The sequence below is a fragment of the Marinobacter litoralis genome (genome assembly GCF_003336705.1).
Classification (GTDB): domain Bacteria; phylum Pseudomonadota; class Gammaproteobacteria; order Pseudomonadales; family Oleiphilaceae; genus Marinobacter; species Marinobacter litoralis.
Map to the genome: position 1 here is coordinate 301,810 of NZ_QMDL01000002.1, position 25,331 is coordinate 327,140.

At 54.2% G+C, this 25,331-nt stretch carries 22 protein-coding genes; 8 read left to right on the forward strand and 14 right to left on the reverse strand.

The window, feature by feature from the left end:
• Window positions 1-8: 8 nt before the first annotated feature.
• From DOQ08_RS06825 to DOQ08_RS06835, 3 genes are read right to left on the reverse strand one after another with little or no spacing between them, the layout of a single operon-like run.
• A complete protein-coding gene (locus DOQ08_RS06825; protein WP_114334164.1) occupies window positions 9-1,340 on the reverse strand; it encodes an N-acetylmuramoyl-L-alanine amidase in 1,332 nt (443 codons plus the stop codon).
• Complete coding sequence (tsaE, locus tag DOQ08_RS06830; protein WP_114334165.1) at window positions 1,337-1,834, reverse strand: tRNA (adenosine(37)-N6)-threonylcarbamoyltransferase complex ATPase subunit type 1 TsaE; 498 nt, start codon at window positions 1,832-1,834, stop codon at window positions 1,337-1,339. Before tsaE ends, DOQ08_RS06825 begins: the two co-directional genes overlap by 4 nt.
• Window positions 1,831-3,387, reverse strand: a complete 1,557-nt coding sequence (locus tag DOQ08_RS06835) for an NAD(P)H-hydrate dehydratase (protein ID WP_114334166.1) — start codon at window positions 3,385-3,387, stop codon at window positions 1,831-1,833. Before DOQ08_RS06835 ends, tsaE begins: the two co-directional genes overlap by 4 nt.
• Before the next feature lie 130 nt (window positions 3,388-3,517).
• On the opposite strand from DOQ08_RS06835, the gene queG reads away from it, so the two are divergent.
• The gene (gene queG / locus DOQ08_RS06840; protein ID WP_114334167.1) at window positions 3,518-4,597 is read left to right on the forward strand and encodes a tRNA epoxyqueuosine(34) reductase QueG; all 1,080 of its coding nucleotides are present in this window, start codon (window positions 3,518-3,520) and stop codon (window positions 4,595-4,597) included.
• On the opposite strand, the gene orn is transcribed toward queG, so the two are convergent.
• The gene (orn, locus tag DOQ08_RS06845) at window positions 4,592-5,134 is read right to left on the reverse strand and encodes an oligoribonuclease (RefSeq protein ID WP_114334168.1); all 543 of its coding nucleotides are present in this window, start codon (window positions 5,132-5,134) and stop codon (window positions 4,592-4,594) included. The genes queG and orn overlap by 6 nt on opposite strands.
• A gap of 26 nt (window positions 5,135-5,160) precedes the next feature.
• On the reverse strand, window positions 5,161-5,514 hold the full coding sequence (locus DOQ08_RS06850) for a hypothetical protein (protein WP_114334169.1): 354 nt from the start codon (window positions 5,512-5,514) through the stop codon (window positions 5,161-5,163).
• Between the two features lie 49 nt (window positions 5,515-5,563).
• On the opposite strand from DOQ08_RS06850, the gene rsgA reads away from it, so the two are divergent.
• Window positions 5,564-6,619, forward strand: a complete 1,056-nt coding sequence (gene rsgA / locus DOQ08_RS06855; protein WP_114334170.1) for a small ribosomal subunit biogenesis GTPase RsgA — start codon at window positions 5,564-5,566, stop codon at window positions 6,617-6,619.
• Window positions 6,620-6,645: 26 nt separating this feature from the next.
• On the opposite strand, the gene motB is transcribed toward rsgA, so the two are convergent.
• Both motB and motA read right to left on the reverse strand, forming a co-directional pair.
• Window positions 6,646-7,605, reverse strand: coding sequence for a flagellar motor protein MotB (gene motB / locus DOQ08_RS06860; protein WP_114334171.1), 960 nt, complete (start codon window positions 7,603-7,605; stop codon window positions 6,646-6,648).
• 28 nt (window positions 7,606-7,633) lie between these two features.
• Window positions 7,634-8,485 (reverse strand): flagellar motor stator protein MotA, encoded by an 852-nt coding sequence (gene motA, locus DOQ08_RS06865; RefSeq protein ID WP_114334172.1) that lies wholly within the window; start codon window positions 8,483-8,485, stop codon window positions 7,634-7,636.
• 149 nt (window positions 8,486-8,634) lie between these two features.
• On the opposite strand from motA, the gene asd reads away from it, so the two are divergent.
• The gene (gene asd / locus DOQ08_RS06870) at window positions 8,635-9,504 is read left to right on the forward strand and encodes an archaetidylserine decarboxylase (protein ID WP_114334711.1); all 870 of its coding nucleotides are present in this window, start codon (window positions 8,635-8,637) and stop codon (window positions 9,502-9,504) included.
• 5 nt (window positions 9,505-9,509) lie between these two features.
• On the opposite strand, the gene epmA is transcribed toward asd, so the two are convergent.
• Window positions 9,510-10,478, reverse strand: coding sequence for an EF-P lysine aminoacylase EpmA (gene epmA / locus DOQ08_RS06875; RefSeq protein ID WP_114334173.1), 969 nt, complete (start codon window positions 10,476-10,478; stop codon window positions 9,510-9,512).
• A gap of 6 nt (window positions 10,479-10,484) precedes the next feature.
• Window positions 10,485-11,060, reverse strand: a complete 576-nt coding sequence (gene efp / locus DOQ08_RS06880; protein WP_114334174.1) for an elongation factor P — start codon at window positions 11,058-11,060, stop codon at window positions 10,485-10,487.
• Between the two features lie 45 nt (window positions 11,061-11,105).
• Between efp and epmB the strand changes: the two genes are divergently transcribed.
• The 3 genes from epmB (at window position 11,106) to DOQ08_RS06895 (ending at window position 16,412) form a co-directional block, all read left to right on the forward strand.
• Window positions 11,106-12,170 carry an EF-P beta-lysylation protein EpmB gene (gene epmB / locus DOQ08_RS06885; RefSeq protein ID WP_114334175.1) on the forward strand — a complete coding sequence of 355 codons (1,065 nt, stop codon included), beginning with the start codon at window positions 11,106-11,108 and terminating at the stop codon, window positions 12,168-12,170.
• A gap of 178 nt (window positions 12,171-12,348) precedes the next feature.
• Window positions 12,349-14,148 (forward strand): GTPase, encoded by a 1,800-nt coding sequence (locus DOQ08_RS06890; RefSeq protein ID WP_114334176.1) that lies wholly within the window; start codon window positions 12,349-12,351, stop codon window positions 14,146-14,148.
• Between the two features lie 176 nt (window positions 14,149-14,324).
• On the forward strand, window positions 14,325-16,412 hold the full coding sequence (locus DOQ08_RS06895; RefSeq protein ID WP_114334177.1) for an EAL domain-containing response regulator: 2,088 nt from the start codon (window positions 14,325-14,327) through the stop codon (window positions 16,410-16,412).
• Between the two features lie 80 nt (window positions 16,413-16,492).
• On the opposite strand, the gene serB is transcribed toward DOQ08_RS06895, so the two are convergent.
• Together serB and parC are read right to left on the reverse strand one after the other, a co-directional pair.
• Window positions 16,493-17,710, reverse strand: a complete 1,218-nt coding sequence (serB, locus tag DOQ08_RS06900) for a phosphoserine phosphatase SerB (RefSeq protein WP_114334178.1) — start codon at window positions 17,708-17,710, stop codon at window positions 16,493-16,495.
• Entirely contained in the window at window positions 17,703-19,997 is a 2,295-nt protein-coding gene (gene parC, locus DOQ08_RS06905; RefSeq protein WP_114334179.1) for a DNA topoisomerase IV subunit A, read from the reverse strand. Before parC ends, serB begins: the two co-directional genes overlap by 8 nt.
• Before the next feature lie 208 nt (window positions 19,998-20,205).
• Between parC and DOQ08_RS06910 the strand changes: the two genes are divergently transcribed.
• Window positions 20,206-20,433, forward strand: a complete 228-nt coding sequence (locus tag DOQ08_RS06910) for a hypothetical protein (RefSeq protein WP_114334180.1) — start codon at window positions 20,206-20,208, stop codon at window positions 20,431-20,433.
• Window positions 20,434-20,529: 96 nt separating this feature from the next.
• Here DOQ08_RS06910 and DOQ08_RS06915 read toward each other — a convergent pair whose 3' ends face one another.
• Both DOQ08_RS06915 and DOQ08_RS06920 read right to left on the reverse strand, forming a co-directional pair.
• Entirely contained in the window at window positions 20,530-21,111 is a 582-nt protein-coding gene (locus tag DOQ08_RS06915; protein WP_114334181.1) for a YceI family protein, read from the reverse strand.
• Window positions 21,112-21,162: 51 nt separating this feature from the next.
• Window positions 21,163-21,711 (reverse strand): cytochrome b, encoded by a 549-nt coding sequence (locus tag DOQ08_RS06920; RefSeq protein ID WP_114334182.1) that lies wholly within the window; start codon window positions 21,709-21,711, stop codon window positions 21,163-21,165.
• 577 nt (window positions 21,712-22,288) lie between these two features.
• Between DOQ08_RS06920 and DOQ08_RS06925 the strand changes: the two genes are divergently transcribed.
• Complete coding sequence (locus DOQ08_RS06925; RefSeq protein WP_114334183.1) at window positions 22,289-23,572, forward strand: EAL domain-containing protein; 1,284 nt, start codon at window positions 22,289-22,291, stop codon at window positions 23,570-23,572.
• Here DOQ08_RS06925 and DOQ08_RS06930 read toward each other — a convergent pair.
• A complete protein-coding gene (locus DOQ08_RS06930; protein ID WP_114334184.1) occupies window positions 23,560-25,326 on the reverse strand; it encodes an SLC13 family permease in 1,767 nt (588 codons plus the stop codon). The genes DOQ08_RS06925 and DOQ08_RS06930 overlap by 13 nt on opposite strands.
• Between the last annotated feature and the right edge of the window lie 5 nt (window positions 25,327-25,331).

Genomic DNA, 25,331 nt, shown 5'->3' on the forward strand with positions numbered 1-25,331 from the left:
CCTCTTGTTCAGGATGAGGGGATACGTATGGTTTGCCCTACCATAACACGATCGTCGTTCATCCCGTTAAAGCGCATCAGCTCACTGACGGTGGTCTGATTCTCTCGCGCCACACCTGACAAAGTGTCCCCTCGCTGAATACGATACTGCCCCACACGGCCATCGCCTTTGCCATTCTCTTTTTGCCACGCCAATAACGTTCCCGGAGGCGGACTACGCCGGAAATAATCGTGTATTCCGTCCATCATCGCCTTGGCCAGTTTCTCGCGGTACCACTCGGCCGACAGGTTCTTTTCTTCTTTGGGGTTAGAAATAAAACCCGCTTCCACCAGAATCGAAGGAATATCCGGCGACTTGAGCACCGCAAACGCCGCTTGCTCCACGCCCGGTTTATGCAGCTTGGCGACACTGCCCAGCTGCCCCAGCACGGAACTGCCAACACCCAAGCTGGCGTTGATGCTCGCGGTCATCGACAAATCGAGCAACACGCCCGCCAGCATTTCATCCCGACCTTCCAGAGACAGCGCACCAGCACCGCCAATCAAGTCAGACCGGTTTTCGCTTTGGGCCAACCAACGAGCCGTTTCACTGGTTGCTCCGCGCTGAGAAAGAGCAAACACCGAAGCCCCGCTGGGTTGCGGTGTGCGGAAGGCGTCGGCATGGACCGACACAAACAAATCGGCATTGTGCTTGCGGGCCAAAATGGTTCGATTTCGCAAACCTATGTAGTAATCGCCTGTGCGGGTGAGTTTTGCCGTAAAACCGGGCTGCTGATTCACCAGCTCCGCCAAGGTTTTGGCCATTTTCAGAACCACGTCTTTTTCGCGGGTTCCTCGTGGCCCTATTGCTCCGGGGTCTTCGCCACCGTGACCGGCATCGATCACCACAACAATATCGCGCTTACCCGCTGAATTCTGGGTTACCGTTGGGCTGACGTCTTTTTCAAGCCGCGTACCCGACTCGTCAATCAAGTCCACCACTAAGCGGTGACCGTATTGCTGATTAGGCTCTAGCACAAAACTACGGGGCTTGATGTCGGTTTTCAGATCCAGCACAACCCGCAGATCTGTGCCGTTTCTAGGTGCACTGCGGATTCGCTTAATCGGACTTCCCGACAAATCCACCTTGCTGAAATCGGCACGTTTGGCCGCGTTCTTTATATCAATCACCAATCGGGACGGACTGGAGAGGGAAAACATGTTGTGGTCCACCTTCCCCGCCGTATCCAATACCAAACGGGTATGGTCTGGCGCAGGCCATATGCGCACGCCTTCAATCTTGGTGGCTGCCTGAACAACGCTTGCCGAGAGCGCCAGCAGTATACACAGTGCGATTCTCATGAACCCGGCCCTATCATTTCAATTTGATTCAACAAGGAGGCGCCCAACTCGGAACGCGCTCTTAAAATTACGGTTCGTCCCTCGTTCTGCCGCTCCAACTGGATTTCGACATCCGGCTCAGGCAATACACCCTCGCCCCGCTCCGGCCATTCAATCAGGCAAAAATTTGTGGCTGAAAAATAATCCCGGATACCCATGTATTCGAGCTCTTCCGGGTCACCAAGTCTGTAAAGGTCAAAATGGTAAACCGGCGGTGTTAAATGCTCATAAGGCTCCACAAGCGTGTAGGTCGGGCTTTTCACCGCGCCTTCGTGCCCTAAACCACGCATAACACCACGGCTAAGGGTGGTTTTCCCCATCCCCAAATCACCCTCAAGAAACACTGTCAGGCTTTGCTCCGACTGTTTTGCCAGCCGCGCCAGCTCTCCGCCCAAGCGTTCAGTCTCGGCTTCCCCTTCCAGAAATAACCGGCGTTCGTTACCTATAATGCTCATTCTTCCTCCCGGTCATTTCGGACGCCGATCACGTCGATTTCTTTCAGTACAAAGGCTAAATCTTTGATGACATCGGTGGGCAGCAACGCCATATAACCCACTCGATTGGCCGCCCTATCCGCTGCAGCCAAATGCGCCGATGCCGCTGCACGGGTCGCGCCCCTCACATTGTCTAACTGGCCGATAAACGCCCCCAAGATGCCGGACAAAACATCTCCCATGCCTCCTGTGGCCATCCCCGGATTTCCCCCGGCAATCACAACCGGCAACCCGGAATTCGCAGCGATGACGGTTCCTGCGCCTTTAAGCAACACCACACCACCCCAAATGCGCTGAATCTTTTGCGCTGCCGCCAGCCGGTCGGCTTCAATCTCTGCAACACTGCACCCGAGCATACGCGCCGCTTCACCCGGATGGGGAGTCAGTACGTGCTGACCAAAAGGAATCGCTGCGCGAGTGGCCATCAAATTAAGCGCATCCGCATCCAGCACCCGGGGCTTCGCGCTGTCCAGCACCTGCTGCAACATTTGTTGGCCCCAAGCAGACTTGCCGATACCCGGACCGCACACAATCACATCCGCTTGTTCGATCAATGCGGTTAACTCTGAGCCGTGGACAACCCCGCGCACCATCACATTGGGGCAACGCACCAACGCCGCGGTCACATGTTCAGGCCGAGTCGCCAGCGACACCAATCCCGCGCCTGCACGAGAAGCCGCTTCCGCGGCCATAATGCCAGCTCCACCGAAGCCAGACTCGCCAGCAACAATCAAAACATGACCGAACTGCCCTTTGTGCGCATTAAGGGGCCGCTGTCGAAAACCGCCTTTGCAGTCTTGCCAACGAACAAGTTGTGCGACCGGCTGCTCCGGGCAACCACTTATTTGCTCTGGCGTCGCCAGAGGTTCAAAAACCACTTCACCACAAACTGCAGGACCAACGCCGGTATACAACCCGGTTTTTGCGCCGATATAGGTAACGATCAACTCCGCCTGGACTACATCACCTGATGCTGCACCGGTTGTGGCATCAAGGCCGGACGGTAAATCGACCGCCAATACAGGCGGTTTTGCCTGATTAACGGCGCGGATCACTTCTGAAAACGGAGCTCTTGGCGCACCGGTTACCCCGGTCCCGAGCATGGCATCCACAATCACGTCTGATGCGGCAAGCTTCTCCTGAAGCAAACCTTCCGGTAAATCGGAAATTTCCGTAATCGGCACGCCTTCCGTCTGGGCAACTTCGAACGCTTTCAGGGCATCCCCCGTCAGCTTTGCGCTCGGAGCCACAGCAACACACTCTACAAAAATGCCGAGCCGATGGGCATTGGCCGCAATCAGATACCCGTCGCCGCCATTGTTTCCAGCGCCGCATAATACAAGCACCGAGCCGGGTGACGGCCAGCGTTTTCTGAGCTGCCGAAATGCCGCTCGGGCTGCCGCCTGCATTAAGTCGAACCCATCAATTCCCTGTTCTTCAATAAGATAGCGATCCATCGCTCGTACAGAGTCGGCGGAATACAAGGCTTCTGGTAGACTGTCCTCGTAACGCATGGGGCATCCCGCTAAAGAAAACGGTTTAAGTAAATTGGCCAGATACCTGTAAAGCATAGCAAAACAGGAAAAAAGGTCATAACTTAATCAAATTAAATCTCCGCAGGCTTTCACCGCCGAAGGCTCCGTCATGGTCACCAGTACAGACAATACGCCCTCGAACGCTTCTTTGGAGGCGCTGCCAGAGAAAATCCGCCAATGGGCTAAAGAGCTAGGATTCGCGGATGCCGGCATCACTTATGCCGACACCGGCCCCCATGCCGAGCGTCTCAAGCAGTGGCTCGCCGCCGGTTATCACGGCAACATGGCTTACATGGCCGATCACGGCGACAAGCGCTACACCCCGAGCTCTCTGGTACCGAACACCCAACGGGTGATTTCGGTACGCATGGATTACCTGCCCTCACCGGACAACCCGAAACAAGCGCTTACTAACCGGGAAACCGCCTACATCACTCGCTATGCCCTTGGCCGGGACTACCACAAGCTGATGCGGAAGCGGCTTGCTACGCTGGCCAAATGGATCGACGAAGCGGTCGCCGGTTATGATTACCGGGCCTTTGTGGACAGCGCGCCTGTCCTTGAACGCGGTTTGGCGCAGCGCGCGGGCCTTGGCTGGATTGGCAAGAACAATATGGTGATTCACCCCAAAGCAGGTTCGTTCTTTTTTCTGGGTGAAATTTTTACCAGCGCGCCTTTACCGGTGGATGAGCCGTTCGACAAGCAGCATTGCGGCTCGTGCTCTGCCTGTTTGGAAATTTGTCCCACGGATGCCTTTGTGGGCGCTCACTTACTGGATGCCCGCAAGTGCATCAGCTATCTCACCATCGAGCTAAAAGGCCCGATTCCGGAAGAGCTGCGTTCAAAAATGGGTAACCGGGTGTTTGGCTGCGATGACTGCCAGATCGTGTGCCCATGGAACAAGTTCAGCAAACCTACCGCCGAAAGCGATTTCCAACCCAGGCACGGTTTAAACAACACCGAACTTGCCGAGTTGTTTATGTGGACAGAAGATGAATTCCTGAAGCGCACCGAAGGTTCAGCGATTCGCCGCACCGGTTATGAGAATTGGCTGCGCAATATTGCGGTAGGGCTGGGCAACGCCCCGTCGACCATTCCGGTCATCGAGGCATTGAAACAGCGGGCGGAGCACCCATCAGAGGTGGTTCGGGAGCACGTAGTCTGGGCGCTGCGCCAACACGGTTTATAGTTTAAAGAAATGTTCGCGGTAGTGACGCAGTTCGTTGATGGAGTCGCGAATGTCGTCCAGCGCCAGGTGGCTGCCTTTCTTTTTCACGCCGTCCAAGACATCCGGGCGCCAGCGGCGGGCCAGTTCTTTGATGGTGGATACGTCCAGATTTCGGTAATGGAAGAAGCCTTCCAGCTCTGGCATGTATTTCACGAGAAAGCGCCGGTCTTGGCCGATGCTGTTGCCGCACAACGGAGACGCGCCGGCTGACAGGTGCTGTTTCAGGAATTCCAGAGTCTGCTGCTCGGCTTCCGCTTCGCTGATTTTGCTGTCTTTAACCCGCTGGGTCAGACCACTTTCGCCGTGGGTTTTGGTGCACCATTCGTCCATGGAGTCCAGCAGGCTGTCCGGTTGCTTGATCGCAATCACTGGGCCTTCAGCGACCAGATTCAGTTCCGAATCGGTAATAATCGTGGCCATTTCGATGATCCGCTCGTTCTCGGGATCCAGACCTGTCATTTCCAGGTCTATCCAGACCAGATGGTTTCCAATGCTCATTCTCTTTTACACCTATGCCGTTGTTCTCAAGTGCATGTGCAGGTGTGGGGCGCGTTTCCGGAAACCGCTACAAGCACATCCATGTGCGCTTCTCTCCGGCCATCCATGGCCTCCGACATTTCCGGAAACGCGCCCCACACCCGCACGCCAAACTTGCTACTTACCGCTACCAAAATCAGAGGCCCGCAATTCAGCTGGAGCGCTGGGTCGGGAATGCCTTTTCGGGAGTATCTGAAGCCATGGATGGCTTCAGCTAAGCGCACAGGGATGTGCTCGTAGCGTCTCCCGAAAAGGCATTCCCGACCCGGCGCTTGCACCAAACCCGGAAGCCCCGAAAAATCAGATGTAGCTTGTTTTTCAAAACTCTGCCTATTGTCCATGATTCACGTATCATGTGGTACATCACTTCCCCGGAATACTAAAGAGCAGATGGCAAAACGCAAATTGAACAAACGCCAGCAATGGCGCATCGAGAAGATCCAGAAAGAGCGCACCACCCGAATGGCCCGCAAGGAAAAGGCTGTTGAGGCTCAGGCTGAAGCCGGTGAACTGGGGCCCGAGCAAGAAGGCCTGATCATCGCTCATTACGGCCAACAACTGGACGTTGAAGCTCTCCAAGGTGATGACGCAGGACAAGTGTTTCGATGCTTTGTCCGGGCAAACATCAGCAGCCTGGTGACCGGGGACAAAGTTGTATGGCGACCAGGCAAAAGCGAAACCGGAGTCATTGTTGCTCGCTGCGACCGGGAAAACCTGCTGCAGCGGCCCGACAACTTTGGCGCCCTGAAGCCGGTAGCCGCCAACATTGATCACATTATTCTGGTGATTGCTCCAGAGCCGGAACCTCACGACAGCTTGATTGACCGCTATCTTGTGGCCTCCGAAAGCTCGGATATTCCTGCCGTTCTGCTTCTCAACAAAACCGATTTGATTAACGACCAGAACCGTCCGCAGATCGAAGCTCTGCTGGCCCGCTATGAAGCGCTGGGTTATCAAGTCGAACAAACGTCGGCTGCGGCCTGCGAAGGTGCGCCGGCACCGGAGGTTGAAGCACTGGTTCGCAACCAGACCAGTGTTTTCGTCGGCCAGTCTGGCGTGGGTAAATCGTCGATTATCCAGACATTGCTGCCCGATGAGCAATTGCGGGTCGGTGCGGTGTCGGAAAGTACCGGCAAGGGCGTGCACACAACCACCACCGCCAAACTGTTCCATCTAGCCAGCGGCGGCGATTTAATTGACTCGCCGGGTATTCGGGAGTTTGGTTTGTGGCACATGACACCGCAAGAGGTCGAGTACGGCTTTCGGGAGATTCGGCCGTTGATGGGGCTGTGTAAGTTCCGGAACTGTCGGCATATGGGCGATCCGGGATGTGCACTGGATGCCGCGGCCGAGAGCGGCGAGATTTCCCGGGAAAGGCTTAAAAGCTTTCACCGGATTCTTCAAGATATGGCCGAACAACAAGCGCGTGGGTTAAAGCTGACCTGAACCGGTGATCGGCACCGGCTACGGCACTACCAGTTGAGTTCTCCCGGAGCGGGTTCCGGGCGATCTTCTCGCCAACTGCCATCTTCCAGTTTATCCAATGCTTCTTGCTCTTGCGCTTCGCTGGGACGGGTTAAATCAATCAGAGGTTGCGCAGCCGAACCCGTCTTGGGCCGAGCGTCCGCCACGCTTTTGTTCTTCAGAACAATAATAGAGATTCGGCGGTTAATCGGTGCCGTCGGGTTTTCAGTGTCAAATAAGACCGAGTCACTGAGCCCCACCACCCGGGCAATTTGTTCAGGCCTGACACCACCTGCCACCAAAGCCCGCCGAGCTGTATTAGCCCGATCAGCAGACAATTCCCAGTTGGTATACCCCGGCCGGCCACTAAACGGCGTGGCATCGGTGTGCCCGGTCAAACTCATCTTGTTATTGACGGAGCCCAATGTTTTCGCGAGTTCGAACAAAAGTTCCTGAGTATAATACTTGAGCTCTGCCCGCCCCGAATCAAACATCGGGCGCCCCGAACGGTCAACGATTTGGATGCGCAAACCTTCCTCGGTGATATCAATCAGCAATTGATCTTTGAATTCTTGCAGCGTTTCATTCTGCTCGATCCGCTCTTTCAGCTCCTGAAAAAGCTGTTCCATGCGGCGCTGTTCAAGTGTATCTGCCAGCTCATCCACAATCTCATCTTCAATCTGAATGGTGCTGGATTCGATATCCAGAGAGCTTTCGTTAACCACCGATGCACTTCCACCGAGATCAATCGGGTTCGGCGACCCACCTTCGGTAAAGCCAACCGGGTCTTTGAAGTAGCCTTCAACCGCTCGCTTTTGCTCGGGTGAAGCGGTGGCGGTTAACCAAAGCACCAGAAAGAACGCCATCATCGCGGTGGCGAAATCGGCAAACGCAACTTTCCACGAACCACCGTGGTGGCCGGCAACGACTTTCTTTTTGCGTTTGATGATGATCGGCTGTTGGTCCACGCTTAACTCCGGCTATCGTTGAGCGGCATCACTTGGAGCGAACATGATCGTTCAATTCCTGAAAGCCCGGCCGTTTCTCGGTTGGCAAAGCTTTGCGACCAAATTCAATGGCCATTTGAGGCGCCTGCCCCGCAACCGTAGCCACGATGGCCGACTTCACACACTCGTAGGCTTTCAATTCGTACTTGGCGGCATGCTCAAGCGCAATGGAGGCCGGTCCGACAAAGCCGTACCCCATCCATATACCTAAAAAAGTACCCACCAGAGCCGCCGCGACGCTCAAACCAATTTTTTCAGGCCCTTCGGTCAGGAAGTTCATGGTGATCACAATGCCCAAAACCGCTGCCACAATCCCCAGGCCCGGCAACGCATCGGCAATTTTGTTCACAGCATGAGCGGGTTCTTCCAACTCATGCTGGCGATTCTCGATTTCGTTTTCCATCATGCCTTCCAGCTCGTGAGGCGCCATGTTTCCAGAGCTGATGATGCGCAAATAGTCGGTGATGAAATCCAGTAAATGCTTGGACTTCATGATGGCCGGGTAACGGGCAAAGATCGGACTTTCTTCGGGGTTATCGATATCTTCTTCGATCGCCATCACACCCTGCTTGCGCGATTTATCAAAGATTTCGTAAAGCAGGCTGAGCAGGTCTGTGTAATAGGCTTTGTTGAACGGGGAACCTGTTAATAAACGTAACAACCCGCCAAACACCTCTTTCACGGTGTGCATCGGATTGGCAATCACGAACGAGCCTACCGCTGCCCCACCAATAATCAGCACTTCCGTCGGCTGCCAGAGCACAGCCAAGTTCCCGCCGTGCAATGTGTAGCCGCCTAGAACACTCGCAATAACAATCACTGCACCAATAATCAGCAGCATAAAAAATAGTCGCCCGTTTGAAACCTATTTAAAAACAGCGTTCGATCATAGCAAGCTCACGGTAGAACAGCGAAGGGGAGAAACAATTTCTATACACTACGCCCAGTTTGGTAAACTGCCCCGCTTTATAGAACCGAGAGATGTCTCAAATGCTTGATAAACTGTTCGTCCTGAGTCAATACGTCACGCCGCAGCTGACGCTATCCCGCTTGGCTGGCCGCCTCGCAGACTATGACCGGACACCCGCTCTGAAAAACCGCGTAATCAGCTGGTTTATCGACCGCTACGGCGTAAACATGAGTGAGGCCGCCGAATCAGACCCCACCGCTTACGACAGTTTTAACGCATTCTTTACTCGCGCGCTTAAGCCCGGCGCACGCACCGTCGATCAAACCCCGGATGTCTTTGTCAGCCCGGTTGACGGCGCCATCAGCCAACTTGGCCAGGTCACTGCAGACGACCGTGTATTTCAGGCTAAAGGCCAGTCTTTCAGCCTGACGGAGCTGCTGGGCGGTGATGAACAGCGCGCTGAAGCGTTTCGCGAAGGCGAATTCGCCACCATCTACTTGTCACCAAAAGACTACCACCGCATCCACATGCCGGTGGCGGGCACACTGAAGGAAATGGTGTATGTTCCCGGCAAACTGTTTTCGGTTAACCCGGTAACGGCAGAGAACGTACCGAATCTGTTTGCGCGTAACGAACGGGTAGCCTGTATCTTTGATACCGAAGCAGGCCCAATGGCGCTGGTATTGGTGGGCGCTATGATCGTCGGCAGTGTAGAAACGACTTGGGCAGGTGTCGTTGCACCCAAGCCAAGCAAGGTGACCGAGTGGCAGTACTCCGGTGATCAGGCCGTGCGTTTCGAGAAAGGCGATGAGATGGGTCGCTTCCGCTTAGGCTCCACGGTTGTTCTGGTGATGCCTAAAGGCGCTGTTAACTGGAATGCCGACCAAGTTGCAAGCAAATCCGTACAAATGGGCGAAGCGTTTGGCCGATTGAAGCCCGCCAAGGCCTGATACGGTCAGGCCCTCTCTATCGGGAAGGCCAGTACCTCTTCAATGGCTTTTGCGCCCACCTTCAGCATCAGCAGGCGGTCTAACCCCAATGCCACGCCCGAGCAATCGGGCAGGCCGGCGTTTAGCGCCGCCATAAACGCTTCATCCACGGCCATTTCAGGTTTGCCCGCCGCTTTGCGCTGCTGGTTATCGGCATCAAAGCGCAGCCTCTGCTCATCAGGGTCGGTCAATTCCCAATAACCGTTACAGAGCTCTAACCCGTTGATGTAAAGCTCAAACCGGTGTGCAACGGGATGGCCGTGTTCCCGGGAAACCCTTGCCAGTGCCGCCTGCGCCGCTGGATAGCGGGTAATAAAAACCGGCCGTTCTAGGCCCAGCGTTGGTTCAACGGCAAAACTCATCACCAAATCCAGGCAATCGTTTCGGCTTAGATCCGCCAGTTGCTCAGCTTCCAGCCATTGCTCACAGTACTGCTTCAAGTCTGTATCGCTGATTTCCATCGGATCGAAACCGGCATTGGCCATAACCGCCTGACGATAACTCACCTGATCAGGACGCTCACAGCCTAACCAGCCACACACCAGATCCGACACCTCGGCCATTAACGCCTGATCGTCCATCCCGACCCGATACCATTCCAGCATCGAAAATTCCGGGTTGTGACGACGCCCTCGCTCACCGTTCCGAAATACCCGGGCAATTTGATAAATACAGCCGGAACCTGCAGCCAAAAGCCGTTTCATGGGATATTCGGGGGACGTCTGAAGCCAGCCTCCTTGAACACCCGCAGCCTTCACCTCTGCCGGGATGCCGTCGAGATTCAAATCGGTAACACCATGACGGCCAAGTACCGGCGTTTCGACTTCCAGCACATCCCGCTCACAAAAAAAGCCGCGCACGTAAGCAAGTTGCTGTGCACGGCTTTTTAGAGCGCCCCGCGAGGCAGTAGGCTGCCAGACAGGAGAATCAGTCATCGGGAATTAACTGCTTTTTACGCGGTTTACGTACTCGCCGGTGCGAGTGTCCACCTTCAGAACTTCACCGATGACGATGAACAGAGGTACGTTCACTACCGCGCCGGTAGACAAAGTCGCAGGCTTGGAACCGCCTTGTGCGGTATCGCCCTTCATGCCCGGATCGGTATCCACCACTTCCAGTTCAACAAAGTTAGGCGGTGTCACAGACAAAGGGGCACCGTTGTACAACGTCACGGTGTAAACGTCCTGCTCTTTCAGCCACTTAACGGTATCACCGACGGCTTTCGCATCTGCGGCGTACTGTTCGAAAGAACCGTCTGTCAGCATGAAATGCCAAAACTCACCATCGGAGTAAAGGTATTCCATGTCTTGTTCCATTACGTCCGCCGCCTCGAGACTCTCGCCCGATTTGAAAGTACGCTCCCAAACCCGGTTGGTCATCAGGTTGCGAAGCTTTACACGGTTAAAAGCTTGCCCTTTACCGGGCTTAACGAATTCGTTTTCCAGCATGATACAAGGGTCGCCATCCAGCAAAACCTTGAGCCCGCCACGAAATTCGTTGGTAGAATATGAAGCCATGAAATGTCCACCTGACATACTGTCGTTAAAAATTCAAAGGCCGCTATGATACAGCGAACTCCGGTCCGTATAGAAGCCCGTGACACCAGTCATCTTCCGGAACACGGCACCAACTCCCCCGAAAACCAAAGCTGGCAAACGATTCTGAGCCAATCGGTGAGCAATCCGGAGCACTTGCTGGATCGCCTTAAACTGCCCACAGAAACTTGGTTGGAAGGCGCCAAAAACGGCCACAAGCTTTTTTCGATCCGGGTGCCCGAACCCTTTATTGAACGCATGGAACCCGGAAACCCGAATGATCCGCTGTTGCGCCAAGTACTACCCATTGCCGACGAAACGGTGGTTCTCCCCGGGTTTGTCCGGGACCCGCTGGAAGAAAACACCGCCATCCAAACGACCGGCCTGATCAGAAAATACCACAGCAGAGCCCTGTTAATGGTTACCGGGCAATGTGCGATCAACTGCCGCTATTGCTTCAGGCGGCACTTTCCTTATGGTGAACACAAACTCAGCCGGGATGACCGAAACCGGGTTATCACTGCACTGAGCGCCAGCCCCGAGATCAACGAAGTCATTCTCAGCGGCGGCGACCCGCTGGCGGTCAATGACCGCCTGCTTTCGCAGTGGGTCGACCTGCTCGATACGGTGCCGCACCTGAAACGATTGCGCATTCATTCCCGCCTGCCGGTCGTGATTCCTCAACGGGTGTGTGACGACATGCTAGCTTGGCTGAACCGTACACGGCTGCAAAAAGTGCTGGTGGTTCACGTAAACCACCCGGCCGAAATTGATCAAGCCACTCGTGACGCTTTCAAGCGCCTAAAGCAGGCCGGTGTTACCCTTCTAAATCAGAGTGTTATTCTGAAAGGAGTGAACGATAATGCTGGCACACTGTCTGAGTTGAGCGAGGTGCTGTTTGATGCCGGTGTATTGCCGTACTATCTACACGCTTTCGATCCGGTAGCAGGAGCGCACCATTTCGATGTCAGCGATACCGACGCTGCCTCGCTTGTGCGACAAATGCTTGAAACACTCCCCGGATTCCTGGTCCCGAAACTCGTTCGGGAAGTTCCGGGCGAAACCAGCAAAACCCCAATACCAGCAATTTAGTGAGGCATGTCGCAAAAACAATCAGTTTCTGACTTGTCAAAGATTGTTAACTAATGACTTTCTCGCTTTTTGTCATCGCTTTGCTACTTTAAAGTTGAGTGCTGGGAAACAATAACGATCTGTATTTTCGGTATTTTCACTTAACCACTAACCGTAATTTAGCCACTGGTGCGAGATCATAGTAGGCATGACTCTGAAACCCAAACTTAAGGTCCCTGAGCAAAAAACAGCTAGCCTGTCTTTTTGCGACACTTCGCCCAAAGCGTTCCGTGCCTGGACCCGCCAGCTGCCTATGGCGAATATCGGTGAAACATCGCGCCAGCTGTATCACGCGATTATAGAAGTAAATCAACTGTTTCTCCCGCCACAACAGCGCATGCAATTTCTCGAGTTGGCGAGAGACAAAATTCACTTTGTCTGTAACGAACTGTCCAGGCATTTCCTCGGCTTGGCCATCGCCCTGCCTGAAAAGCAACGCAAAATTGCGAACCTCACTCAAGCGCTTCAGCTTCATTTAGCCAGCGGTTACAAGCTCTGCGTTCTTGAGTTTATTGATAACGGCGGGCTGGACAAAAACAAACGCCAGATCAGCATAGCTGCGCACCGCGCAATCTCTGAGCTTGGCTCTACCATTCTCCGCGCTCATCAGCTGTATTGCCCTAGCCCGGCCAACAGCTGGCTGGAATGCCATCGCCTGTTCCGGTTCGCCAAGCGTTATAAGCTGGACTCCCACGATGTTGATGACCAACTCCTCAAACATCGCCGCTCAAGCACGGTAGCCGACAGCTACAAACGCGTTTTACTGCTTGGTTGCGCACGCCCGAATCAGCTCCGCCAAACCGAACTGACACTGATCTACGACCTGTTTGAAACCTGGACGGATTATTGCGAATGCGGCCCGGAACTTGGCGACGACAGCCTGTTCGTTGTGAATTTGGAGAAAGACTCTTCACCGATCTATCGAAGCTTGCTTGAGCAGGTTTTGGGCGAAAACAATGTCGGCTTCGACACCCGTGAACTGTCAACTCATTTGGCCGAAGCAGTACAGGCCCGCCACGAAAAATCCTCGAGCCCGACGAAGCTGCAAATCCCCGCGAGCATCAGCGATACTCTGCTGACTCACCTGAGCCAGGCACTGGGCATTTTAGCCAAGCGCAACTTCAATCGAATCGCCAGCCAGGGAACCCTGGAGGTTTGTGTCGGGCTAACCGCCGCACATTATTTTATTGCTGGCGAAAAAACCTTCCCGGAGTTCATTGACGGCAACGATGAGCAACATAATGAGGAAGAAAACTTTTTTATTCGCAATTCCAAGCAAAAACCTGATGCCTGGTCTGGCGCGCACGACGCAGCCGCCCAAGAGCGCAGCCTGCCGCCATCAGACGCTCCGATTAATTTCCGGAACAGCTCAGGAACCAAGCCAAGCAAAACCAAGCCGGTCTCCCATAAAGCGTCCCTGATCAACACCAGCCCTGGTGGTTATTGCGTGGGCTGGGAAGCCAACATCCCGGCCTCCCTGCAGGCAGGAGAGGTTCTGGGAGTCAGGGAACAAAGCTCGCACCCGTGGAGCCTGGCGGTGGTCCGATGGCTTCGACAGGTTCGAAATCAGGGCACTCAAGTGGGCATCGAATTGCTCGCGCCCAGCGCCGCACCCTGTGCAGTGCGCCTCATTCAAAAGGTGGGCAATAGCAGCGAATACCTCCGCGGGCTCATGCTGCCTGAGATCAGCGTGGTTAACCAGCCTGCAACCCTGATCACTCCGCGCCTGCCTTTCCAGAGTGGCAGCCGGATCTCGCTCCTGCACGACGGCTGCGAAGACCAGGGCCAATTACTGAAGAAAGTTTCCGCGACGGGCAGTGTTAGCCAGTTTGAGCTCAAGCTGCACACGGCTGCAACTTCCTCCCACTCAAAGGGAAGCCGAAGCTCCGGCCCAGGCACAACAGAAGACGAATTTGACTCTCTGTGGCCGTCGCTTTAGAGCGATCTGTTAACAGTCCATTGATGCCAGGGTTGTTATTAATCAACAACCCCTTCATCATTCTGTTCCAATGATACGCCGGTTGTTTGCTGAAAGTTCGGAAGCCTTTTGTCTTCCGCTTTACTGGCGGGCAAACGCTTCGGCACCATCAAACGGCATGATGAGACATCGTACGAATGCAGAAAAAAAACTCCACGGTACAGCTGCTAGTCCTAGACCCATCCCAAAACGATGCTGAGTCTTTGGTCAGCTTGCTCCGCAACGCCGGCAAAGCAACCCGAGCCCATCGCATTACCTCGGAAGAAGATCTCGAAGAAGCATTGAAAGCTTCACATTGGGACTTGCTGCTGGCACGGGACCTAGAGGAACTGGAATTCGGGCCGGATGCGGCGCTCGCTATGGTCAAACGGATGGACAAAGATATCCCGTTCATATTGTTAACCAATGAGCGGAACCGGGAACGGGATCTATCGATCATGCGCCTTGGCGCGCAAGACGCCGTGCCCTTCGAGTACACAGACATGCTGGTACTGGCGATCAAGCGGGAACTCGCCGCCCTGAACGAACGCCGTAAACGGCGCGTTCTGGAATCTCACCTGCGCGAAGCCGAACAACGCTGCCAGCTACTGCTGGAGAGTTCCAAAGATGCGATTGCTTATATAAACGATGGCATGCACATCTATGCCAACCAGTCGTATATGGAATTTCTCGGCTACGAGGATATTGATGACCTGATCTGCGTCCCGGTCCTGGACACGTTAACGCCGGAATATCAGGAGCAGTACAAAGAGTTCATGAAAGCCTTTGAGGAAGCCGGGGCAAACGGCATGACCTTTAACTGCACGGCTCGCCGCAGCGACGATAACGAACTCAATGTCACCATGTCAGTATCAGCCGCGACTTACGACGGCGAAGCCTGTATCCAGGTAGTCCTGCAACCGGAACACAGCGATGCTGAACTGGAAGAAAAACTCAAACAAATCAGCAGCCAAGACCTGCTAACAGGCCTGTATAACCGCCAACACTTGATGGAGCAGCTGGCCCAGACTCTGGCCACCTCTGCCAAGACTAATGAAACCGGCGCGCTCGCCTATATTGGCATCGACAACTTTTTGAGCATGAAGAGCGATGTCGGCATTGCCGGTGCCGATTTGTTACTCGGCGATCTGGCGTCGCTGCTGAAAGAACAAACGCCTGATGACATGACACTCGCGCGCCTCAGCGACGATGCCTTCTGCATAATGTGCCTGCCGTGCAACGACAAAGGTCTGGCGAAGCTGTGCGAAACGATTCGCAAGGCGGTGGATGACCACCTGTTCGAAATCAACGGTCGCACGGTATCCCTGACCGTCTCCATTGGCGTTTCCGCCATTACCGAGAACTCTCCCAAGGCAGAAGAACTCCTCAGTCGCGTTCATTTGGCTTCTGCCGAGGTCAGGAAACAGCCGGGACACGAAAACGGTAATGGTGTTGTTATCTACAACCCGGTTGATTTTGAGGCACCCGATGAGTCGAACGCCCTCGAAATGATTAGCAAAGCCATGGACGAAGATCGACTGTATTTGCTGTTCCAGCCAATCATCAACTTGCGCGGCGAAGGCGAAGAGCACTATGAAACGCTGGCCCGCATGACCAACAGTGACGACGAAGAAGTTACGCCTTACGATCTGTTGCCGGCCATTTGCCCTCCGGAAACCGCCATCAAGATCGACCGCTGGGTGATTCTGCAAGCCATTAAACAGCTTTCCAGCCATCGCTCTCGCGGTCATGATACCAAGCTGTTTGTGAACCTGAGCGCTGAAACCCTGCAGGATATCACCTTCACCCCCTGGTTAAGCGTAGCCCTCAAAGCAGCCCGATTGCCTGGCGACGCGCTGATTTTCCAAATAAGTGAAAACGACGCCAGTAATTTCACAAAGCAAGCGAAAGACTTCACCAAGGCGGTGCACGAACTCAATTGCAAAATATCGATCAAACACTTTGGCGTTGCCATTAATCCGTTCAACGCACTGAAACACATCGATACCGATTACGTGAAGTTTGACGGCTCCTTCACGGAAACAATCCAGAAGGACGACAAGATCAAAGCTCAGGTGAAAGAAATGGCAAACTCGCTCCAGAAATCCGGCAAGCTCACCATCGTGCCTCAGGTCGAGAACGCCAGCATTCTGGCCACGCTCTGGCAAGCGGGGGTTAATTACATTCAGGGTTATTACCTGCAAGCTCCGGCGCCTGAGATGAACTACGACTTCGGCGATCATTGATCGCCTCCCTTTATCACCAGTCGTAAAAAAGGGGCGGAGAATCAATCTTCCGCCCCTTTCGAACCTGCCTGAAGACAAGCTTACAACGTCTGGTTGGTTTCACTCTCGCGGAAACCGATCAGATACAAAATAGCATCCAACCCAAGTGTTGATATCGAGTGCTTGGCTGATTCTTTGACCAAGGGTTTCGCCCGAAACGCCACACCCAGCCCTGCCTGACTCAGCATCGGCAGGTCGTTCGCGCCATCGCCCACAGCAATCACCTGTTCTCTGGCAATATGCTCTTTCTCGGCAATTTCCAGCAACAACTCGGCTTTGCGCTGACCATCAACAATTTGGCCCTTCACCTCGCCGGTCACTTTGCCGTCCACGATCTCCAGTTCATTGGCGTAAACGTAATCGATGCCCAGCTTGCTCTGCAAATGACGAGCAAAGTAAGTGAAACCGCCCGACAGGATGGCTGTGCGATAGCCTAGCGCCTTCAAACTGCGAATCAGGTGTTCTGCCCCTTCTGTCATCCGAAGGCGATTAGCGATGCTCTCAAGCACCGACTCGTCCAAGCCTTTCAACAGCGACAAACGTTCCGCAAAACTCTGGCTGAAATCCAGCTCACCCTGCATGGCCCGCTCGGTAATCTCTGAAACACGATCCCCGACACCCGCTTCCAGAGCCAATTCATCGATCACTTCCGCTTCGATCAGTGTCGAGTCCATATCGAACACCACCAATCGGCGGTTACGGCGGAAAATCGAATCGGCCTGGAAGGCGATGTCTACGTTCATCTCACCGGCAATGTGCAAGAAATCCGAGCGCAGCTGCTCGAGATCCAGCGGTGTTCCGCGCACTGAAAACTCCACACACGCGATCCGGTTTTCGGACACATTCAGCGATGGACGCGCCGACAGCCGGGTGATGTTGTCAATATTCAAACCATGGCGAGCGGTAATCTCAGACACTCGCGCAATCTGCTCCGCCTTGATGTCCCGGGACAGCAGCGTAACGATGTAACAGGCTCGGTTTCTGCCTTCGGCCCAGGATTCGTATTCCTCAACGGTGATCGGCGCAAAGCGCACCTGCAGATCCAGCGCGTGCAATCGAAACAAGATATCGCGGATAACCGGAGACGACTTGGATGCATCCGGAATCTCGATCAGGATGCCCCAGGTCAAATAATCGTGGATGACGGCCTGACCGATATCAAGAATGCGTACATCGTATTGCCCCATGATCCCCGTTATTTCCGAGGTCAGTCCGGGCTTATCGCGCCCGGATACGTTCACCAGCACCAGTTCACTCACTGTCTACGTTCTCCTCTTCCTCTGCTCTGGCGGCAGAGGGAATCACATCGATACCGTCCACGCGCTGCAGCCCGCGGGGCAATTTATGTCCTCGGCGACCACGTTCTCCGAGATAATGCTCAAGATCACTGAATTTCAAACCCAGCTTTCGCTTTCCGGCCCGAATCTCCAGCTGGTCTTCTTCGCCAAACACCGCAACTGCAACCACAAACTCTTCCCGGTTCTGCACCCGCGCAGAGGGAATGCTGATAATTTTGTTGCCCTTGCCCTTCGCCAACTCGGGCAACTCGTTGAGCGGGAACACCAGCATGCGGCCTTCATTGGTAATTGCGGCAAGATACAGAGTTGACGCTGTCTCTGGCACCGTCACCGGAGGCATAATTTTGGCGCCTTTGGGCACTGTCACCACGGCTTTCCCCGCCCGGTTTTTGCTGGTCATGTCGCCGAGGGTCGTAACAAAGCCATAACCCGCGTCAGTCACCAACAGAGCTTTCCGTTCAGGATTACCCATGAGCAAGCCCGAGAAGGTGGCGCCAGAAGGCGGGTTAATCCGGCCGGTCAGCGGATCACCCTGCCCTCGTGCTGACGGTAAGGTATGGGCCATCAAGGCGTATGCCCGACCGGTGGAATCCAGGAATATGGCTTGCTGGTTATTGCGACCTTTGGCGGCCAGAGAAAAACGGTCACCCGATTTATAGCTCAAACCAGACGGGTCAATATCGTGACCTTTCGCAGCTCGCACCCAGCCTTTGTCCGACAGCACGACCGTCACCGGATCGTTAGACACCAGATCGGTTTCACTGAAGGCTTTCGCTTCTTCACGTTCAACGATGGGCGAACGACGATCATCACCGTAGGTTTCCGCATCTTGCTGAAGCTCGGTTTTGATCAGTTCCCGCATGCGTTCTTCAGAGCCCAGAATGGCCTGAAGCTCATCACGTTCCAGGGCAAGTTCATCCTGCTCGCCACGGATTTTCATTTCTTCCAGCTTGGCGAGGTGGCGCAATTTCAACTCAAGAATCGCCTCCGCCTGTTCCGGCGACAAACCAAAGCGGGCCATCAGCTCTACTTTCGGTTTGTCTTCGGTACGGATGATCTCGATAACCTCATCAATGTTGAGGTAGGCAATCAACAAACCTTCGAGCAAATGCAGGCGGGCCAGCACTTTGTCCAAACGGTGCTGCAAACGGCGTGTCACTGTGGTTTTTCGGAATACCAACCACTCCGTCAGCATCTGATACAGGCCTTTCACACCGGGGCGGCCATCGTTACCGATCACGTTGATGTTTACCCGGTAGGTCTTCTCAAGGTCGGTACTGGCAAACAGGTGCGCCATCAAACCGTCGAGGTCCACACGATTCGAGCGCGGCACAATCACCAGCCGAGTCGGGTTCTCGTGATCCGACTCATCCCGCAAATCCGCCACCATCGGCAGTTTCTTGGTTTGCATCTGCTGGGCGATCTGCTCGAGAACACGGTTGCCAGACACCTGATGCGGCAAATCGGTAACCACGATCTCGCCACTCTCTTTAACCCAGCGCGCCCTCATCCGCAATGAGCCCCGCCCCGTTTCATACATCTTACGGAGGTCGTTACGGGGGGTAATGATTTCTGCGCGCGTTGGAAAATCAGGGCCTTTCACATGCTCGCACAGCTGATCAACCGTGGCCTCCGGCTCATCCAGCAAACGAATACAAGCCGCTGTGATTTCCCGCACGTTGTGGGGCGGAATGTCAGTGGCCATACCCACAGCAATACCGGTCGTACCGTTCAACAGCACGTGCGGCAACCGAGCCGGCAGAACAGAAGGTTCATCCATGGTGCCATCGAAGTTGGGTACCCAATCGACGGTTCCCTGCCCCAATTCGCTCAATAAGACATCGGAAAAACGAGCAAGCCGGGATTCCGTATAACGCATGGCGGCAAACGATTTGGGGTCATCCGGCGACCCCCAGTTACCCTGCCCGTCTACCAGCGGGTAGCGGTATGAAAACGGCTGGGCCATCAGCACCATGGCTTCATAACACGCGCTGTCGCCGTGCGGGTGGAACTTACCCAGAACGTCACCCACGGTTCGAGCCGACTTCTTGTACTTGGAGGTGGACTTCAGCCCCAACTCCGACATCGCGTACACAATCCGTCGCTGCACCGGCTTGAGCCCGTCACCCACATTGGGCAAGGCTCTATCCAGGATTACGTACATGGAATAGTCGAGGTAGGCCTTCTCGGTATAATCGCGTAGCGCTACCCGCTCGAAACCTTCATCGGTCGTCTGAAACTCTGGCATGAACGCCCCTTTGCCTTAACTGCCTGATTTGGAATGTCGATTCGTTACCCGAAAGAGACACCGGGAAATGTGGCCCACATTATATGGACGCCAGCCGCGATACACCAATTTCCAATAGCGGAATTCCCGCATGGAGAGTCTGTAACGTGCACCGTATTCTCGCTGATCTAGTTAGATTGCCGTCTTATCTCTAAGCAAGCGGAAACCTATGATTCCCAATCTGAAAGCCTGCGGGCACGCTATGATAACGGCTCTGGTAAATGCCACTCTTGCGGTCATTCTGATGCTGTTGGTGGAATTTGCCATCAGTGGCACGTTCCAACTTCCGGCCCCTTATCTCTGGGCTGGACTGGTCATCTGGGTCGTTATTTTTGTGGCCCAGTTTCTTCGTCAGCGCCACCTTTGCAGAGCAAACGAGCAACCAGAGAACCACTAACACCCTGTCTTATTGGAGTATTGGCGATGGAATCGCCGGAGGGAAACTAGTCTGAGGCTCCGACGTGTCGGAACCTCAGACTACACACTGCAAAGCTTACTGACGAATACCTTCTACAGAAATTTCGATCTCAACAGTTTCGGACGCCTTGCCGAGATCCATCGGGATACCAAAATCCTTCAGCTTGATTTCTGTTTCGGCTTCGAAGCCCATGCGGTAGCCACCCCAGGGGTCCTTACCGTGGCCCAGCATCTCGGCCTCAAGGGTCACTTCGCGAGTTACACCACGAAGCGTCAGATCACCGATGATATCGGCTTCACCATCGTCTTCCATGACAATACGCTTGCTCTTGAACGTCGCTTCACCGAATTCGCTGACCGCCAGGAAGTCATCGCTGCGCAAGTGCTTATCACGCTCCGCGTGGTTACTATCAACACTCGCTGTGTCGATGGTCACAGACACAGAGCTGTTCTCGGGATTTTCAGCGTCGTAAACAAACTGACCTTCGAAATCGTTAAAACGGCCGTACAGCCAGCTGTAACCCAAGTGAGAGATCTTGAAGGTAATAAACTGATGCGTTTGTTGGTTATCAAAGTCGTAGGTACCGCTGTGCTCGTCAGCTTGGGCTGAGGCCATTACGGCCATGGAAACGGCTGAAGCCAGTATCAGTTTTTTCATAACGTTCTCCTTAATTTACTTTGGTATTACTCAGTTCCTGAATTGAACCACTTACGATTTCCCGACCATTCGGCGCAAGGTCGCGTCTTTGTCGATAAAGTGGTGTTTTAGTGCTCCCAGAGCATGAACGGCTGCCAACGCAATCAGCGCCCAGGTACTCCAGTAATGCACAAGGCCGGCGGTGTCTTCCATACCTTTGATGCGACCGGTCACAGAAGGGACCTGAAACCACCCAAACACATCAATAGCGGAGCCATCGGCCGTAGAGATCAGGTAACCGCTGATCATGGCCACAAAAATCAACACGTAGAGCAAGGCGTGTGCGATGTGAGCCGATGCCACCTCCCAACGCTTATGCTCAGGCAACGGTTTGGGTGTCGGTGTCGCAAGTCGCCACAACACGCGGAACAACATGGCACCAAACAGCAATATGCCCACTGAACGGTGAATATCAGGGCCCCGACGATACCACTCGTCGTAATACGACAAATCAACCATCCAAAATCCCAGCCCAAACAGCCCGATCACAGCGGCCGCAACCAACCAGTGCAATAAAATGGAAAGCCAACCGTACCGGTCATCAGAATTTCGAACTGCCATGTTTACTCCAGCTTAATCATCTATCGTGCAGGGCCAACAGAATTCACCTTATATATGAGGACCTAGTCTAAAGCCCTTAGATAACCAATCAAATCGAAATATTCTGTCGTCATTGATCAGTTTCTTTGAATAACCTATACCACTAGGAGGGTATCGCCTCGGCCACTTTGGTCGTATAGGGATTTTACGGATTGTCGGAATTTATCGCTGAGATAGACTTTAACCAAACTTACGAACTGCCCCGTTCAGGGGTTTAAATGACAGAGGAAAGCGATATGGAACTCGATTTCGACGAAACCGTGGTCATCCCCAGCAATAACTAATGACACTAGAATCCCGGCCCCGTGCCGGGATTCTTCGTTCTACCCTTCCCGCACTTTGCCCCAGATACAAACTGTTTCCGGCTATACACATTAGCCAGTGGTAATCGTTGTCATTTTTTGGCACTCTTCAGGAAGTAAGATATTGAAATAAAATGAGTCGTGCCAAGGATATAGGCACTCTGGCGATTAGTTCAGCTATTGCCGTTTATGTAAGCAATCGCTGTTTAAATCTATTACACGGCCCAGACCCACCTATGTCCTACAGCCTCAACGAAATGCTAGCGGCTCCTGAAGCAGATCTACTGTCGCCAATGCTTAGCCAGCAAGACGATATGTGGACTGCTACATTCCGTGGTCTGACCCTTCATACCGCCCTCCAGCCCATCTACAGCATCGCTCACAAGCGCACGGTTGGCTATGAAGCACTGATTCGGGCCTTCGATAACGACAATGCCGCGGTTTTACCGCCACATCTGTTTGACCTGCCCTCTTCCGACGCGGAAAACCTGCTACTCGATCGGCTCTGTCGCTATCTGCATGTCCGTAACTACAGCAGCATCAAAGACCAACTGAACTGGCTGTTTTTGAACGTGTCGCCAAGAGTCGTTACCCACGGCAACCAGTCAGATTCGTTTTTCGGACAAATTCTTGAGAAGACCGGCCTGCCCGCTCATCGAATCGTTATGGAGATCGTTGAACAGCCCACTGACGACGCGGTCAAACTAAAAGAAACCGTGGCTTATTACCGAGAACTCGGTTGTCTCACAGCGATCGATGACTTTGGTGCGGGGCACTCCAATTTTGAGCGCATTTGGAATCTCTCTCCGGATATAGTGAAGCTAGACCGGTCCTTATTAATGCGGGCCGTTGACGACCAACGCGCCCGGCAAATTCTTAACGGTATTGTATCGCTACTCCGCCAATCCGGATGTCTTGTTCTGTTAGAGGGTGTTGAGACTCGCGACCAGGTTATGATTGCCATTGATGCGGGGGTCGATTTCGTTCAAGGCTTTTACTTTCAGCGCCCCAGCACCGATCTGGAGGCAATGGCGCACGCGCCGGCAGATCTCGACGACTTACTTTCGGAATACAAACAAAGAAAACAGGTTAAACAAGACCCGACACGCCAACTGGTCAACTATTTCACGACACCCTTTATGCAGGCTACAGAGCGGCTCCTGCAGGGTGTTGGCATCAGCGAAGCCTGTGCCGAACTGATCACTCACCCTGTGGTTTCACGCTGCTATCTGGTCGATGCGGACGGGATTCAGATCACCGAGACGCTTCTTGCCAATGGCAGCCCGGCCAAACAGGACCCTCGTTTCAAACCACTCGAAGACACCGCCAGTGCGGACTGGTGCCGACAGCAATACCTGAGCAAGGCACTTGATCAGCCGGGAAGTTTGCACGTGACAACGCCCTATTTATGCGTCACCGGCGCTAACATGTGCGTCACCCTCTCGCTTGCCTACGAAGCTCAGGGCAGCTTGAGAGTTCTCTGCTGTGACATCATGAGCAACTCGGATCAGATGTTATAAATCAGCGCGATTACGCTTACCGAGACGATCCCTACAAAAATATTCATAGGTAACCCCACCCGCAGAAAGTCGGTAAAACGATAGCCTCCGGGCCCGAATACCATCATGTTCGTTTGATAACCTAGCGGGGTCGCAAAGCTCGCTGAGGCAGCCATCATCACAGAGATGATAAAGGGCTCGTCTGGTACCCCCATGGCCTTCGTCAGCGACAACACAACCGGCACGATCAGCACCGCAGCCGCATTATTGGTGATCACTTCGGTCAGGACAGACACCACCAAATACACCAAAATCAGAGCCACCAACGGATTACCTTGGCTCAATCCGAACACCGAATCGGCCAGATACCGCGCCGCGCCGGTTTGCTCAAGCGCGCCGCCCAGCGCGAAGGACGAGGCAATGGTTAACACAACCGGTACATCGACCGCCTTCTGCGCTTGCCCCACCGAGCAACAGCCCGCTGCAATCATCAAAAACGCCCCTACCAGCGCGGCATTAAGCATCGTCATAACGCCGCAGGCTGCGAGGCCCACCAGCACCAGCAGAATCGCCCAAGACAACCAGGCCCGGTCGTGTCGAGGAGCCTCGGTTTCCAAATCGTTAATCAACAGAAAATCTTTGTTGTAACGCTGACGACTCACAAATGCAGGGCGGGCTTCCAACAGCAACACATCGCCGGGGCGCAGCCTTATGTTGCCCAGATTACCCGGCACCCTTTCACCGCCCCGGGCTACCGCTAACACCACCGCACCGTAACGATCCCGCACCCGGGCATCGCGAATGGTCTGCCCGAGCACATCACATTGGGGTGAGAGCACCGCCTCAACCAGCCGCCGTTCAGCCCGATCTTTACTGAGCGCCGGTTCATCATCGTGCACGGAGGGCACAATGCCATTGATCCGGAGCAAATCGGATATCGCCTGAGTGTCGCCGGCAAACACCAACCGGTCCCCACCCCGCAACCGTTCTTCAGAGGACACAGCGGTAACAACGCTTCCGTCGCGCTCGATTTCGACCAGATAAAGCCGTTCAAGCTCCCGCAGACCAGCCTCACCCACCGACTTGCCAACCAAAGGGCCATTGGCGGCAACCGCCACTTCAAGGGTAAATTCTTTGACCGAACCGAATTTTTGCAAATCCTTCCTTTCAGGCAGGAATCGCGGCAGGAACACCAGCATCGCCAACACACCAATAGCCGCCACCGGCAGCCCGACTTGAGTGATCGCGAAAATGGAAAACCCGTCACTGCCGGTTAACTGCTGATACTGGCCATTGACGACAAGATTGGTACTGGTGCCAATCATGGTCAGCGTGCCGCCTAAAATAGCGGCATAACTCAGGGGGATCATCAGCTTAGAAGGGGCAACACCAATCTTCCGCGACCAGCCATGGACAGCAGGAATCATAGTGGCGACCACTGGCGTGTTATTCAGGAAGCCACTAAGCAAAGTAACCGGCAACGCGATACGGGCCTGGGCTGCCCGAACAGTTTTGGGTTTGCCAAGAATATAGCGAACAAGCAGATCGACGCCTCCGGAGTGGTGAACTCCCGAGGCAACGACAAACAAAGCAACAACGGTGATCAGACCAGGGTTACTAAACCCGATCAACGCTTGTTCGTGACTGAGAATACCGGTCGCACTGAGTAAGACCAGCACCGCCAACATCACCAAGTGCGGCGCAAAACGCCCCGACACCATCAGAGCCAGTGCAGCACCCGCCAAAAATAGAGAAAACCAGCCTTCCCAATCCATAAGCC

Bases quoted from the DNA above. Each gene is read 5' to 3' on its own strand.
- epmA (WP_114334173.1), bottom strand. From the start codon at position 10,478: ATGACTGATTCTCCTGTCTGGCAGCCTACTGCCTCGCGGGGCGCTCTA.
- asd (WP_114334711.1), top strand. From the start codon at position 8,635: ATGCTTGATAAACTGTTCGTCCTGAGTCAATACGTCACGCCGCAGCTG.
- DOQ08_RS06895 (WP_114334177.1), top strand. From the start codon at position 14,325: ATGCAGAAAAAAAACTCCACGGTACAGCTGCTAGTCCTAGACCCATCC.
- DOQ08_RS06850 (WP_114334169.1), bottom strand. From the start codon at position 5,514: ATGGACAATAGGCAGAGTTTTGAAAAACAAGCTACATCTGATTTTTCG.
- efp (WP_114334174.1), bottom strand. From the start codon at position 11,060: ATGGCTTCATATTCTACCAACGAATTTCGTGGCGGGCTCAAGGTTTTG.
- DOQ08_RS06915 (WP_114334181.1), bottom strand. From the start codon at position 21,111: ATGAAAAAACTGATACTGGCTTCAGCCGTTTCCATGGCCGTAATGGCC.
- rsgA (WP_114334170.1), top strand. From the start codon at position 5,564: ATGGCAAAACGCAAATTGAACAAACGCCAGCAATGGCGCATCGAGAAG.
- queG (WP_114334167.1), top strand. From the start codon at position 3,518: ATGGTCACCAGTACAGACAATACGCCCTCGAACGCTTCTTTGGAGGCG.
- DOQ08_RS06835 (WP_114334166.1), bottom strand. From the start codon at position 3,387: ATGCGTTACGAGGACAGTCTACCAGAAGCCTTGTATTCCGCCGACTCT.
- DOQ08_RS06910 (WP_114334180.1), top strand. From the start codon at position 20,206: ATGATTCCCAATCTGAAAGCCTGCGGGCACGCTATGATAACGGCTCTG.
- orn (WP_114334168.1), bottom strand. From the start codon at position 5,134: ATGAGCATTGGAAACCATCTGGTCTGGATAGACCTGGAAATGACAGGT.
- DOQ08_RS06825 (WP_114334164.1), bottom strand. From the start codon at position 1,340: ATGAGAATCGCACTGTGTATACTGCTGGCGCTCTCGGCAAGCGTTGTT.
- motA (WP_114334172.1), bottom strand. From the start codon at position 8,485: ATGCTGCTGATTATTGGTGCAGTGATTGTTATTGCGAGTGTTCTAGGC.
- DOQ08_RS06925 (WP_114334183.1), top strand. From the start codon at position 22,289: ATGTCCTACAGCCTCAACGAAATGCTAGCGGCTCCTGAAGCAGATCTA.
- tsaE (WP_114334165.1), bottom strand. From the start codon at position 1,834: ATGAGCATTATAGGTAACGAACGCCGGTTATTTCTGGAAGGGGAAGCC.
- epmB (WP_114334175.1), top strand. From the start codon at position 11,106: ATGATACAGCGAACTCCGGTCCGTATAGAAGCCCGTGACACCAGTCAT.
- DOQ08_RS06930 (WP_114334184.1), bottom strand. From the start codon at position 25,326: ATGGATTGGGAAGGCTGGTTTTCTCTATTTTTGGCGGGTGCTGCACTG.
- DOQ08_RS06920 (WP_114334182.1), bottom strand. From the start codon at position 21,711: ATGGCAGTTCGAAATTCTGATGACCGGTACGGTTGGCTTTCCATTTTA.
- parC (WP_114334179.1), bottom strand. From the start codon at position 19,997: ATGCCAGAGTTTCAGACGACCGATGAAGGTTTCGAGCGGGTAGCGCTA.